Source organism: Enterococcus sp. AZ141 (assembly GCF_051714385.1).
In the GTDB taxonomy this organism is placed as follows: Bacteria; Bacillota; Bacilli; order Lactobacillales; family Enterococcaceae; genus Enterococcus_D; species Enterococcus_D entomosocium.
On the sequence record NZ_JBIORT010000001.1, the window covers coordinates 469,830 to 483,895 of the forward strand.

The following is a 14,066-nucleotide window of genomic DNA, read 5'->3' on the forward strand; positions in this document are numbered from 1 at the left end:
CTCTACTCGAAATAACTTTTTAATTCAGCCACGATTCGCTCACTGGCTTGTCCATCTCCATAGGGATTTTTGGCTTGCGCCATCTGTTTGTATGCTGCCTCATCAGACAATAAATGAACGATTTCTGAATACACATGCTCCTCATGGGTACCAATAAGTTTCAAAGTCCCTGCTGCCACCCCTTCTGGGCGTTCCGTCGTTTCACGTACGATCAAGACAGGAATCCCCAAGGAGGGTGCTTCTTCTTGAATCCCTCCTGAATCGGTCAAAACAAGGTAGCTGCCTGCCAGTAACTGATAGAATGCAGGGGCATCCAATGGTTCGATCAGCTCAATATTTTGCTGCCCTTCTAAATAGCGCTTGGCTAGTGTACGGACACGAGGGTTTTTATGCATCGGAAAGACCATCGTCAGTGCGGGATAAGCAATAGCGATGCGTTTTAGTGCACGAAACACTTGTTCCATGGGTTGCCCAATATTTTCTCGCCGGTGCATCGTAACTAAAAGGATTTTTTTCTCACTGATTGGTTTTCGGTCTTTTTTTTGTGCCAAGGTGTGGTACAAAGCATCAATAGACGTATTGCCAGTAACGACGATGCGGTCTTGTGGATGATTTTCTTTTAGCAGATTTGCCTGGCTTTGATCTGTAGGGGCAAAGAGAAAATCTGCTAGTTGATCAATCAACCGGCGATTCATTTCTTCTGGAAACGGATCATTCTTGTTACCTGTTCGTAGCCCAGCCTCCACATGACCAATCAAGATCTGCTGATAAAAAGCGGCCAGCGCAGCTGCCACTGCCGTCGTCGTATCGCCATGGACCAACACTACGTCTGGTTCTTCTGATTGAAAAATACCTTCGAGTCCTTCTAAAATACGACTGGTGATACTAGACAAGGTTTGATTTTCTCGCATGATAGCCAAGTCGTAATCAGGGGTCAGCTCAAACGCCGCTAATGTTTGCTCAAGCATTTCTCGATGCTGCCCTGTCACGACGATCTTTGATAGAAAGCGTGGATCATTTGCTAGTTTTTTTATGACCGGTGCCATCTTGATGGCTTCTGGTCGTGTACCAAAAATAGATAATACCTTTATTTTTTGCATCGTACTTCTCCTTTTTTTCAGCAATTTGAGCATTAATCAAGTTGCTTTTTGTAAATCTTCTGCCAGCGCTTCATATACGACGTTAAGGCATACTGTTGCTCAATCGTTGCTCTGGCTTGTTGGCTGCTTTTGATTCGTTCTTCCTCGTTAGCTAACAGACCGCTCAACGTCTCGATCATTGCTTGAATATCACCGGCAGATACTAGGTAGCCGTTTTCACCCGATTGGATCAACTCTGGGATTCCCCCAACCTTCGTCGTTACATTGGGGATACCTGCCGCCATGGTTTCTAAGATCGCCATCGGCAAGCCTTCGTGATAAGAAGGGAGAAAATGGATGGCTGCCTTACGAAAAACAGCTGGTAACGCATCGGTTGCTACCCACTCATTTAAGAACACATTGGTGAGAGCCTCTTCTTGGAGCTGTTGGGCAACCTGTTGATTTTCTTGATCGCCAAATAACATAAAGCGAATCTCGGGAAAGGAAACAGCCATTGCTTTTGCAACTGCCAACAGATCAAAACTGCCTTTTCTTTGCCCGATCCTGCCAAGAGTGATGATCCATTTTGCGGTGGGGTCATAAAAGGATTCCTCCGGCACCGCTACGGCATTTGGCAAGACCTCGATTGAGGTATCGGTAATCGTTTGGTAAAATGCTGACCAGCTACTACTTAGCACTACGAGCTGATCCACCCGAGCTAAGGTAAAACGGACCCACCACTTTGCCCACGAAGGACTGTTTTGATAAAACTGGTCAAATTGCGAAGCATGCATATGAAAAATCGTCTTGCAATGTTTTGGTGCTAGCAACAACAGCAAACTCTTGCGATAGAAACTGCCCTTTTGCGCAACGTGGAAATGAAGGATCTGGCACCTTTCTTTTTTGATGTGCCGACGAAACGTAAGAAACGCTTTGATCTGCGTCCAATATTTTCCTTTTTCCGACCAAGTCTTATGGACGACGAAACGCACGTCCTCTGGCGCTTTTGCTTTTTGGAAATTATGAATGACCGTTGCGATCCCCCCTTTTGCTGCTGGATCTGGACCGATAAGTAAGATATTCATGCTTTGTTGATTTTCCTTTCTTGTACAAATCTAGTTACCTGCTTTAGTTCCTTGCGATAAAGAACAACGACGAAGAGCATCAGCAGCAAAACGAGGCTCTTTTCCAGCCAAAGAGTCCGATTGAATGCCGTAAACAGCGCAAAGCAATACAGCATGATCGAAAGGCTGATTTGGCGTTTGACTGAGAACCCCTGCCAATAGGTCATCGAAAAATATGTACGGGCAAAAAAGAAGACCAAGTACCCTAATGCCGTAGCACAAGCCGCTCCTGTGGCGCCAATTGTCGGTACGAGTAGGAGATGACCAAGGGATGCGGCTAAGACCGCCAGCAAAGAGGCAGCAATATTCAAATGACTTTTCTTATAAAAAACGATCCCGAGATTGGTCGTTTCACTGATCGTCATCATCAAGGGATAAAAACATAACAAGGGAAACAAGTACTGGGCCTCTAAGTAGTCTTGCGACAATAAGATGACGATCGTTTCTTTGAAAAAGACCATCAGTAAAAAGAAAATCGACAAGACGAACATGATAAAGTGACTGACTCGTTCGTAATAAATCAATGGTTTGCCTTTTTTGAACCATTCATAGGAGGTGGGAATCCAAAAATTGGCAAAACTAACTTGTAGAATCATCAAGGCACTTGCCACTTTGAATGCAGCCGTGTAGATGCCCAAAGCGGCAAAATCAGCAAAATAGCGCAGCATCATTTTGTCGATAATCATTAACAGGCTATAGAGGAACGTTCCCACCACCGTCGGCAAGCCAAAACGACTCAGCTTTTTGATCAGGTTGCGATCGATTTGGCGAATGAGCGGCATAAAAAGCGCCAGGTTTGCCAGAATCAACAGACAATCACCGATAATCTGACCGAAGAGCATGCCATAGACCACCGTAATAAACGTCGGCGGACCAAAAAAGAGAAACAGCAACGTGATGAACAAGACCATTAATTTCACCAAAATACTGTAAACGGAGAACTGGATCGCTTTGTTTTGCATTCGAACCGTTAACAAAAGAAACCGTTCAAAAATCAGCAGTCCCGACGAAAGAGCAAATAAATAAATCGCACGGGTGTACTGTGGAGATTCAAATAAAAGCTGCGAAAAATCTGCCGCAAAAACCACTAGGATCAGCTGAAAGAAAAATGAACCGAGCAACGGGACGAGCATCGCTTGTTGCAATAACTCGCGTTTGTTTTCGTGGTCATGGTATTCCCTCGTAAAGGCTTGGTCGAAACCGAGATAGATCACGTATATCAAAAAGGTCTGTGCAAGGAAAAACATACTGGTCTTCCCATATTCTTCGGGTGTCAAAAAGCTGGTCGTTACGGGCAAAAGCACCAAGTTTAAGACCGCCGAACCTAACGAACCGAGGGAGAAAAAGCCCAGCCTCAAAAGTAATTTTTTCAATCAGTTGTTCACTCTTTCTCTGTTAAAATAATGCCTCCACAAATCAATCCTAAAAAGGTGGAAGACAATGCCGAATACAAAACATGCCCGGCAAAAAAACTATAAAAAAGCACCACGATCAAGGCAAAACTATAAACCGATCGTTTTCGTGGCTGAAAGGCCAAATAGACAAAATAGGCGAGCATTAGCAGCAATAACGCTATTCCCAGTAGGCCTTGCCCGAAAAGGGTGTCGAAGAAGTCCATTTCAATTAAGCCAAGACGACCAAAGTGTGCCAAACGGTATTCAAAGCCTTGGCCAAAGATCATGGTAAAGTGTCGGGCCTCATCATTTAAGAAGGCGTTCATCCCACCAATCAAAAAATCACTTCTTGAACTAGAAAATAGCCGGATCAAGTCCCCGTCGAAAAGATGATAAAAATACACCATGCGAAGATAGGTTCCTTCGACGGCTTGGATCAGCAATGGTAGTCCTTGAATAAGCAGCCAAGCAATCGTAATAAAACTCATAAACCAGATAAACAATTGTTGCAGAAATGCTTTACGTTCAATGCCTAGCACCAATCGGATTAAAAGATAGAACAACACACCGACACCATAAAACACGCCGGTTTTCGTACCGACCAAGACCAAACAGACGAAATTTCCAGCGAATAAACTAGCCAAAAACAGTGAAAACTTATGGGTCTGTTCTTTGATCGAAACAATTAGTGCCTGGACTGTAAAGGTGATTGAAACAATAAAGGCAAAGCTCGTATCATTATTGGCAAAGAAATAGCCTTTATACCCAGCATCAGAATTGTCATAAGTTTGGTAGCCTAGCCCTAAAAAATAAGGAATCAGTAGCCCCAAGGTGAAGCAGACACTGATAACAATAAACAAGCTGTCGTAGTGCAGTTTGGAGAAGTCGTTTTTTCGTTGATAGACATAATAAGGAATCAGTACCCATAAGAGGTATTTGATATACACCGATAGATCCTCGATCACCCACTGCCAGCTGTACCCTAGAAAAAGTGCTTGTAACAGAAAAATCGTAAGCGTCACAGCGATAAAACCATACGTTAAATATGTATAGTAGCTATGGGGAATCTTTTCTGTCACGATCATAATCACTAAGAACAAAAAGAACAGCAAACGGTAGAACACGCCAATGGGAAAAGGAATGCCCAGACTTAGAAATAAGCCGTTTAAGACGTCGATTATCGGAAAAATGGCCACAATCCCCAGGAAGAAGCGGTGATGGCTTTGCTGTTTTGATTTCATGCGTTTCTTCTTTTTTCTCCCCACACATACTGTAAAAAGCGTAAATTTCCTATGATATAGCGATCAAACATCCTGACTGGCTCTTGCGCAAAGCGATAAAACCATTCCAAACCTGCCCGCTGCATCCACAAAGGCGCTCGTTTGGTTTTGCCTGCGACGATATCAAAGCTGCCGCCAACGCCCATCGCAAATGGCACTTGCAACACTTCGCTGAATGTATCGAGCCAAATCTCTTTTTGCGGGCTAGAAAAAGCGACAAACAGCAAGTCTGGTTGCGTCCGTGCAATCTCTTTTGCCACGTCCAATGATTCGACTTCGGAAAAATAGCCATGGTGAAAACCCGCTATGTTCAGGTCGGGATAGAGCTGTTGGTCATGTTTGACGACGGCTTCTACGACTTCGGCAGTTGCTCCTAAATAATAAGGACGCCAGCCTTTTTCTGCTGCCAATTTGACCAGCTCGCGAAAAAGATCGATGCCTGTTACCCTTTCTGGTACCGGGCACCCTAAATATTTCGCTGCCCAGACAATCGACTGCCCATCAGCCGTGATCAAAGCTGCCCGATTGACGATCGATCGCAACGAGGGATCTTTTCGCATCAAGTTTATTTTTCCCGCGTTAATTGAAACATGCTGTGCGGGCATCCCCTGTTCGATCATTGCCTCGATCTTAGTAATGGTTTCCTGAAAGTTTAAGGAATCGAGATTGCTGCCTAAAAGTGATACACGTACTTGTTGCTCCATTAGAATGCTCCTTTGGGTAAGAAAACAACGCCAATCGTTTTCATAATTATTTTCAAGTCCAATAACCAGCTCAGGTTATTGATGTAATAGAGATCCAATGCGACCATCTCTTGAAAGCTCAATTCGTTTCGTCCACTGACTTGCCACAACCCTGTGCACCCGGGTGTGACACACAATCGTTGCTTGTCTTTTTCTGAATAACTGACGACTTCTCTTTCTAAAGGAGGACGGGGGCCGACCAGTGCCATCTCCCCTTTCAAGACATTGATCAATTGGGGCAGTTCATCAAGACTCGTTTTTCTTAAAAAACGGCCTAAGCGCGTCACTCGCGGATCTTTCTTCAGCTTGAACATGGCCCCTTCAATTTCGTTTTTATCAAGGTATCGCCCTAATAATTGATCGGCATCAGGCACCATCGTTCGAAATTTGTACATCACAAACGTGGCCTCATTTTTGCCAACACGAACTTGCTTAAAAATAATCGGTGCCTGCCAGTTAGAAAATTTGATCCCTATACAAATCAGCAGTAACAGCGGGCTAAGGACGACTAATAAGCCCAAGCTAAAGATAGCTTCTATCGTGCGTTTCCAACGTAAATAGCTAGTCGCTTGAACCCTTGACTGCTTGTCTAAAGCGGGTCTTTCCACAAAGTTCCCCTCCTTAATAATAGTAATTTTCACCCGTGTCCGTGCCATTCGCAACGACACCTAAGATGTTTGCGTTAACTAGGCGTAGCTTTTTGACGGCATTTTTTGCGGATTGTTTGTTCGTTTTATCCGCATGAACGACTAAAAGTACACCGTCGACTTTCTTGGCTAGGATCAAGGCATCCGAAACGACATTGACTGGTGGCGTATCAATAATGACCACATCGTATAGTTGTTTGACCTCTTGCAAGGCTGCGGTCATTTTCGAAGAAGCGAGCAGATCATTAGGGTTTGACATAATGGCTCCACTAGTGATGATTGAAAATTCGCAATCTTCTAAAATCACTTGTTGGACACAGCTTTCGATCGAGATGTCCCGTCGGATATAGTTGGACAAGCCCACGTGCATTTCTTGTGAAAACAAATAATGTTGGGTGGGTTTACGCAGATCCGCATCGATCAATAAGGTTCGGTTCCCTTTTTGGGCATAGGCGACCGCCAAATTTGCCGAGACCGTGGATTTTCCCGTACCGCTTTCTCCTGAAGTAATCAAAATCGTTTGAGCATCTTGTTGTTGGCATAAATAGTCGACATTTTCGCGAATCAACTTGACTTGTTCGCTGATGATGGAATAATTTTCCTTCATGCTACGCATCACACACGCTTCCTTCCTCTAAAGCTTCTCGACTGGATGGTTTTAAACGAAGCAACTCGTTTTTCTTTGCTTATCTCTCCGATGACCTTTACCCCTAAGACCTCTTCGATTTCCGTATTCGAAGCAAAACTGCGCTCAAAAACCAACAGGAGGAACACATACGTAAAAGCGAAAAGAAGACTTAAAAAAGTGGTCAAACTGTACAACAAAAACTTGTTTGGACGAGCAGGCGTTTCTTGTGGCAAAACGGTTCCTTCTGCTAAGATCGTGACATTATCAATGTTCATGATTTTAGGGATCTCTTCACTAAAAACGCTGGCGGTCGTATTGGCGATTTCGGCTGCGATCTTCGGACTTTGATGGTAAGCGTTGATTTCGATGATCTGCGAGTTGGTGGCATTGGTAACACTCAAAATCTCCGACAATTCAGACACATCGTAGCTTTCCTCTAGCGCCTCACTGACTTCATTTAAGATGCGAGGACTCATGATGATGGTGCTATAGGTACTGACGAGTTGAAGGTCTGCCTGAATCGTCTGGTTTTCCAGACGATTGCCAGCTATCGTTTCTGACTGACTAATCAGCAACTGTGCACTTTTTTGATAAATGGGTTCAGCAAACAGGGTTAGATAAAGCAACATCGCTAGTAAGGGAATACTAATGATCATGAGGATCCAGCCTATTCGTTGCTGAAGGACTTGCTTCAATTTTTTCATATTTATTTCTTTATTCATTGGTTTTCCCTTTCAATAACAGAAATAGCAATCAAACCATTTACTGGGCGCTTGGTAATGACCCAAGAGAATAGGCAGCCTCGAACCTCGTTTTACCTGTCACAATATTTTTCGTGTCAAAAACGATTTTTTGTTTCATCGCTTGAATGGCTGCCGGCGCTATGTCTTTAAAGGCATCATGGTCACAGAGGATCAATGCCAGATCACTGTCTGTTAGTGCTGCTTCAATTTGTGCAACATCAGAAGTGGCGACATAAGGATCATAGATAGTGACTTGCAGAGCTTTCTTTTGTTTCAATCTTTTGGCGATCTCAACAGCCGGACTTTCTCTGGCATCGTCAATGTTGCCCTTATACGCCAACCCTAGGACCGCGATTTTGTTTCCACCATGAATCGCTAAGATCTCTTCGACTTTTTTTATAATGAATTCAGGCATCTCTGTATTGATCATCCGCCCCAATTGAATTAACTTCGCGTCATCAGGTGCTGCCGCGACAACAAAATACGGATCGACTGCTAAGCAATGACCGCCGACACCAGGTCCCGGTTGATGGATATTGACCCGTGGATGCTGATTGGCTAACTCAATCACTTGGAGTGCATCAATGTTTAGGCGATCCCCAATTTGGACCAATTCATTGGCTAGTGCAATGTTCAAGTCGCGATAGGTGTTTTCCATCAATTTCGATAGCTCAGCGATACTTGCAGAAGTCTCCAGCACGTTTCCTTTGACGAAGGTCTTATAAATGCGTTTGCCTTGTTGGGTGCAAGCGCTCGTCATGCCACCAATGATTCGATTGTTCATCACCAGCTCTTCAAAGATTTTCCCTGGCAAAACTCGCTCTGGGCAATGCAACAAATAGAGATCTTCTCCAATGGTATAACCTGCTTTTTCAAAAAATGGTCCAACGATGTCTTCCATCGTGCGGGGTTGAATGGTCGATTCAACAATGACTGTGTTGCCTTTTTCAAGATAGGGTAAGATAGCAGCCATCGCCGCTTTCACGTAGGACAAGTCGCAACTACCAAATTGATCGGCGATATTTGGCGTTGGTACGGCAATAATAAAGACATCCGCTTTTTCTGGAACCAACTGTGCATTGAATGTCTTTTTCGCTAAAGCTTGTGCTAGATAGCGATCAATGTCGGGTTCTTCGATTGGTGCCTGACCTGCTTGAAGTGATTGAACGACTGTTTCTGACACATCAACCCCAACGACTTCAATCCCATGGTTTGCAAAAGTAAGTGCTGTGGGCAGCCCGATATACCCCAATCCAATAACGTTTACCTTCATTCGCTCTTAACATCCCATTCTGCTAATTGTTCTTCACCGGGTTTATAAATCAGTTTTTTCGCCACTTGTCCTTCTTCTAAAGCAAAGGAAACTTGTCCAGTGATGGTTTCACCTACAGCGATCTCATTGCCAAACATCGCCATGGTATGATCAAGTTCAAGAAATTCTCCCTCTTCAGTTTCTAAAAGAAAATCAATCGAACCTAATCCAGCGGCAACTGACCCCATATTTTCTGCTGTGATGGTAAATGTATGTAATACTTGTTCCCCATCTTCTGTTTTCTTTTGATTGATTTCTTGTTTGTCGATGATGATCTTTAATCCACCAATGATCGATTGCGGCTCGGCATTGCTTTGATCCGTGATTTGTTCGATTGGTTCGCTGCCTTGGGTAGTATCCGTCTTTGCTTGGTCATCCGTCGAGCAAGCCGCTAAAAAACTCCCCATGAGGGCAAGGCTAAAGAGGCTAACGATTTTTTTCTTCATGTTCATTTGCTTTCTCTCTTTCTATCAATGAAGAGCCCCTTGCAACAGGCAAGGTACAAGGGTCTCTCATAGTTTTTGTTTCTTATTCTGTGATCGAAACGGTTGCTTGTGCGATTTCTCGTGTGCTTAAGTCAGCAAAGCGATGCAATGCATGGATCGTCATCTTGCTGTCTTTCGTCACGCTGTTGGCTTGTTCTTGGTTCAAATAAGCGGTAAACGTGCCATCCGCAAAACCACTTACCCACAGAATCATGCCATCAATTTCAAGTCGTCCAAAGTTGATGTCATCTCCTGTATAGGTTCCCGTAATGGTTCTGTCACCCAGCTTGTATGGGTCTGGTGTAATCGTACCAATAAATTCTTTATCGATAGTGACTACACTGCGATCCAATTCGGTGTCCACTGGACGGCCATTAACAACCTCCCGATGGTAAGCAACCAATTCAACTGTTTCCGCATCGCGAATTAAATTACGTGTATCTTGATTGACAAAGTAAGTAAAGGTTTGGTCTGTTGTGTTAAAGGTACCACCCCATGAAACTGAACGCCCATCAACGATCAAGTTGGCGAAATTCACATTACCAGTAAAGGTTCCGGTAATTTCACTCTCTGTCACTTTGAAGGCTGCTGGTTGAATCGAACCTGTTGCTTTGACAATTTCTACCGGCTGCAACACCAGCTTATGATCAATCGTTTGTCCATCGACTGTTTCACGATGGTAAGTTTGTAATTCAACTTTCGCTGCTGTTCTGATCTGGTCTCTAAATTGTGCGTGAACAAAGAATTCAAAGCGACCCGTCTCTTTATTGAAGGTACCACCCCAGTTACCTACCGATTGTCCATCAATCACCAAGTTGGCAAAATTGATATCCCCCGTAAAGGTTCCCGTAATCGTGGTATCAGTGTAATTGTATTTATCTGGTGTGATCGTCCCTTGAAGTTGATCAATCACTGTTACTTCTTTGGTTTCTAGCACTTCGATGGCTTCCGTGTTGCCATTGATTTGACGATTCAACGCTTGGATCTCAACTTTGTCGCCCGCTTTGATCCCAAGGTTCGCTACATAAAACGAGAAGGTGCCATCGGCATTGAAGGTACCACCCCATGCATTAGAAGGCGTGCCATTGATCACTAAACGTGCAAAGTTGACATCACCCGTAAAGGTCCCTGTAATCATGGTTTCACCAACTCGATATTGATCCGGTGTGATCGAACCAGCCAAATCTCTAGTTAATTCAACGGTTGTCCGATCAAGTACTTTGCCATATTGATCCAAGGCTTCGATTTCTACGACATCATCTACGGATTGGATGCGATTGCCGATAAAGAATTCAAACGAACCATCAGCAAAATTCCCACCACGAACGGATGATCCATTTACATACACACGGGCAGATACAACATCACCGGTATACGACCCTCTCAGGAACTGATCGGCCGAAGAAACATTGTAGCTTGCTGGTGTAATCGTGCCTTCGGTGTTTGCTGGATCAGTGACAACGATCGTTGAAGCAATATTTGATTGCAATCCATCGATGCTTGCTTGAGCAGTAATAATTGTTCCCGCTGCTTGCGGATCAATCTCTACTTCAAAATTGCCATCACTGTCAACAGTGGCATTTTTCGTTTCAGAATCGCCTATAGTAATTTCCACATGTGCATCTGGTTCGGCTGTTCCGCTAACGGTAGTGGATGTGGTTGTCACCTCATTCAATGTTGTTTCGGCGATCGTTGCTCGATCAACCATGGTTTCTGCAATATTTGATGAAATGCCATTTAAGGTTGCTTGGGCGGTAACTACCGTACCAGCTTGTTGTTTCTCAATCGTCAATGCATAGATGCCATCACTACCCACTCGTCCATTCGCAATGATCGTGTCACCGGCTTTGATCGTAATCTCAGCATTCGGCTCAGCCGTTCCCGTCACACTTGTGGAGTCAGTATTTAGCTCGGAAATCGTTGTTTCGGCAATCGTTTCTTTTTCACTATCCTCTACAACTGTTTCTGCAACCGATTGAATACCATTGGACGTTGCGGTAACAGTCACTTTTGTTCCAACTGCTAATGGTGCGTTCGGAATCGCAAATTGATAAGTTCCATCACTTGCAACGCGTCCCGTTAAACTTCCTTGTCCTTCAATAGTGACTGCTAAATCGGCATTTGGCTCAGCTCGCCCCGTAATGTGCGTTGAGCTTGTGGTTAAGTCGTCAATGGTCGTTTGTTGAATCGTTGCGGTATCCACAAAGTCACCAAAAGCGATTTTTCCGATTTGAGAACTATTGAATGTTGCGTTGAAGATTGAGTCATTGGATTCAATCCGCGAAGTAACTTGTTTGTTCGTATAAGTATTTAGTGAGAAAGAACCTTGTCTAAACTCTGGATAATTAAAGCTGGGCTCTCCTGAAAAATCAGCTGATCTTCTCCAAGTTTGCATTCCTGTCGATGAGTGGATCGTGTAGTTCGTTGTTCCTGGATAGGACCCAATTGCGGTTCCATTCGTATGATTGTTTTGGATTCGAACATTTGATCCTTCGTGGAAAGTGCTTGATTGTCCAACGTTTACCGTTGAATACGTGCTTCTTCCCACGACATCCAGTGTTCCCCCAGATAATACGGTCAAAGCACCTCGCAACCCCAATGCTTCTTGTGTTTTTTGCGTATTTGGCGCACTTGTGATCTTAAACGTTGCATTCGAATTAACTACTACGCTTGAGGCACTTCCTTCGATCAAGACTGCTTTTGCTGTATTTGAAGGATTGTTTTGAGTAACGTCTAATAAACTGCCTTCACCTAAATCAATTCGACCACCACTTGCAAGATAAATCGCACGAGCTGTTCCATTGTTATTTGCAACTACAGAAGCACCACTGCCGATATTCATTCGGACATTCGAAGTAGCCCAAATCAAGGAACCTGCATTTAATCGGTTTTCGCCAAAGAAATTAGCTGAAGAATTGCTAGCGGCTAAATAGAGTAAGCGCCCCGTTGCATGACTATTTTCATGAGTAACGTTTGTGAAGGAAACACTGGACGTTCTATTTTGATAGATCGTATTTGTTGCATGAGCCACGATTCTCACATTTCTGATACTTAATCCTTGATTTACCGTATTTCCATACAACCGAACATTATTCCCGAAGGTTAACGTATGACCATTACCTTCAATCGTTTTGGTCGTCCCTGTCCATGTCACACTACTGGTCATCGTGATGTTATTGGCTAAGCTGATTTGTGTAACCGTCGCATTGGCTAACGCTGTCCGTAATTCAGCATCAGATGTTACTTGGACACTTGCCCTTGTTGAACGGGTTTCAGCAGCGTCTTCTGATGATTCGTTAGAATTACTTTCTGAGGTTTCTTCATTTGGTGCATCCGCTTGTTCATCATTTTCTGCGACTTCATTATTTTCTGAAGAGTTCTCAGTAGAAACTTCTGTTTGAGCTTCTTCACTTTCAGTAGGAGAACCCTCTGTTTCCTGAACTGCTTGCTCATTGGTTGCTGTATGGTCATTTTCTGTGCTTTGAGTTGCTTCACTATCTGATAATAAATTTGGAGCTTCTATTCTCTCTTGTGTCACTCCTGAAGAATTATCAGTTTTTTCTGTCGCCATCGCATTTATTGGCAACGCCGATAAAGTTAAATGACTAATCAACAATAAACCTGTGACTTTTTTACTAAATTTGTTATTCATAAGTAACTCCTTTTTCTCTATTCTTTCTCTTGTACTTTAAAGATTCATTTCACGTTTTTATCAGTCACCCTTTCTTACTCCCTCGAAAAAAATCAGTTATAGCTCTTATCGGAACAACCTATTCGATACAAACTCTCTAAAAACCTAAATTAGAGCTATAAAATAATGCTTTTTTGACGAAATTTTATCGTTTTTAACGAGATTAAATTTACCATGGTTGATCATCAATCGATAAATCAAGATTTGCAAACCTGTATGAATAAATTGATTTTCATTTTCTTTTTAAATAAGGCATTTTAAAAGTTTGTGCAAAAAAAAGTGTTATAAAAAAAAGACGATTCCTTATCATTTAAAAAGGATCGTCCATTTTTGTTATTACCTGTAACCACTTGACTCAATACGATGGATACAAGGTTTCTGCCTACTAATTCTTAGTATTATCACAAACATTTTTAACAACAGTTCCTTTCAACAGAACGCTTCTTTTCTTCAAAAAAGGTCCCAAAAAAAGCAAAATAAAAGAAATTGTATGTAATTTTACACATCTTCTAAAAAAATTCATTTTTCTTTGGTATACTAAACATAGATCTGCATATCATTAGATTTACGTTGCCCGTTAGTGAAGTTTCAGGCAACGTTTCTTTATGGGGGATAGATAAAAATGGAAGAGAAAAAGATTTTTGAGAAGCGGTGGTTATTAGCTACCAGTGAACAACGAGAGAAATACCATGCCTTGATTGCCTCTTACCCTTCGATCGAATGGACATTCAAAGAAAAAAGCTACCTTTTATGGCTTTGTCAGTTAGATAGTGATACGTTCAAAACCTTTGAAGCAATTTTTGATAAACTAGTAAATGCCAACTAACTGTTTCAACGTAGGCTGTTCTTTCACCAAAATAACCCAATCTTTTGGTATTCAGGAACAGTGGGCCTATTTTCAGATAACTCCCTTTTTTATTAGATGAACGAATAAAAGCCG

At 42.9% G+C, this 14,066-nt stretch carries 12 protein-coding genes; 1 reads left to right on the forward strand and 11 read right to left on the reverse strand.

Annotation, left to right across the window (positions count from 1 at the left end; genetic code table 11):
- Positions 1-2 precede the first annotated feature (2 nt).
- From wecB to IGI89_RS02255, 11 genes are all read right to left on the reverse strand, one after another.
- Entirely contained in the window at positions 3-1,100 is a 1,098-nt protein-coding gene (wecB, locus tag IGI89_RS02205; protein ID WP_061053768.1) for a non-hydrolyzing UDP-N-acetylglucosamine 2-epimerase, read from the reverse strand.
- A 32-nt stretch (positions 1,101-1,132) separates the two neighbouring features.
- Positions 1,133-2,164: a glycosyltransferase family 4 protein gene (locus IGI89_RS02210; protein ID WP_438735253.1), complete on the reverse strand. Its 1,032-nt coding sequence runs from the start codon at positions 2,162-2,164 to the stop codon at positions 1,133-1,135.
- Complete coding sequence (locus IGI89_RS02215) at positions 2,161-3,576, reverse strand: lipopolysaccharide biosynthesis protein (RefSeq protein WP_438735255.1); 1,416 nt, start codon at positions 3,574-3,576, stop codon at positions 2,161-2,163. Before IGI89_RS02215 ends, IGI89_RS02210 begins: the two co-directional genes overlap by 4 nt.
- A gap of 8 nt (positions 3,577-3,584) precedes the next feature.
- Positions 3,585-4,838 (reverse strand): O-antigen ligase family protein, encoded by a 1,254-nt coding sequence (locus IGI89_RS02220; RefSeq protein WP_008377986.1) that lies wholly within the window; start codon positions 4,836-4,838, stop codon positions 3,585-3,587.
- On the reverse strand, positions 4,835-5,581 hold the full coding sequence (locus IGI89_RS02225) for a WecB/TagA/CpsF family glycosyltransferase (RefSeq protein ID WP_008377984.1): 747 nt from the start codon (positions 5,579-5,581) through the stop codon (positions 4,835-4,837). Before IGI89_RS02225 ends, IGI89_RS02220 begins: the two co-directional genes overlap by 4 nt.
- On the reverse strand, positions 5,581-6,228 hold the full coding sequence (locus IGI89_RS02230; RefSeq protein ID WP_042890094.1) for a sugar transferase: 648 nt from the start codon (positions 6,226-6,228) through the stop codon (positions 5,581-5,583). The genes IGI89_RS02225 and IGI89_RS02230 overlap by 1 nt, the downstream gene beginning before the upstream one ends.
- A 13-nt stretch (positions 6,229-6,241) precedes the next feature.
- On the reverse strand, positions 6,242-6,883 hold the full coding sequence (locus IGI89_RS02235) for a CpsD/CapB family tyrosine-protein kinase (protein WP_008377979.1): 642 nt from the start codon (positions 6,881-6,883) through the stop codon (positions 6,242-6,244).
- Entirely contained in the window at positions 6,883-7,617 is a 735-nt protein-coding gene (locus tag IGI89_RS02240) for a YveK family protein (protein ID WP_086316894.1), read from the reverse strand. The genes IGI89_RS02235 and IGI89_RS02240 overlap by 1 nt, the downstream gene beginning before the upstream one ends.
- A gap of 40 nt (positions 7,618-7,657) precedes the next feature.
- Complete coding sequence (locus IGI89_RS02245; RefSeq protein WP_438735259.1) at positions 7,658-8,911, reverse strand: nucleotide sugar dehydrogenase; 1,254 nt, start codon at positions 8,909-8,911, stop codon at positions 7,658-7,660.
- Entirely contained in the window at positions 8,908-9,402 is a 495-nt protein-coding gene (locus IGI89_RS02250; RefSeq protein WP_008377972.1) for a hypothetical protein, read from the reverse strand. Before IGI89_RS02250 ends, IGI89_RS02245 begins: the two co-directional genes overlap by 4 nt.
- 76 nt (positions 9,403-9,478) lie before the next feature.
- Entirely contained in the window at positions 9,479-13,087 is a 3,609-nt protein-coding gene (locus IGI89_RS02255) for an immunoglobulin-like domain-containing protein (protein WP_438735261.1), read from the reverse strand.
- A 661-nt stretch (positions 13,088-13,748) separates the two neighbouring features.
- On the opposite strand from IGI89_RS02255, the gene IGI89_RS02260 reads away from it, so the two are divergent.
- Positions 13,749-13,952: a hypothetical protein gene (locus IGI89_RS02260; RefSeq protein WP_005232004.1), complete on the forward strand. Its 204-nt coding sequence runs from the start codon at positions 13,749-13,751 to the stop codon at positions 13,950-13,952.
- Positions 13,953-14,066 lie beyond the last annotated feature (114 nt).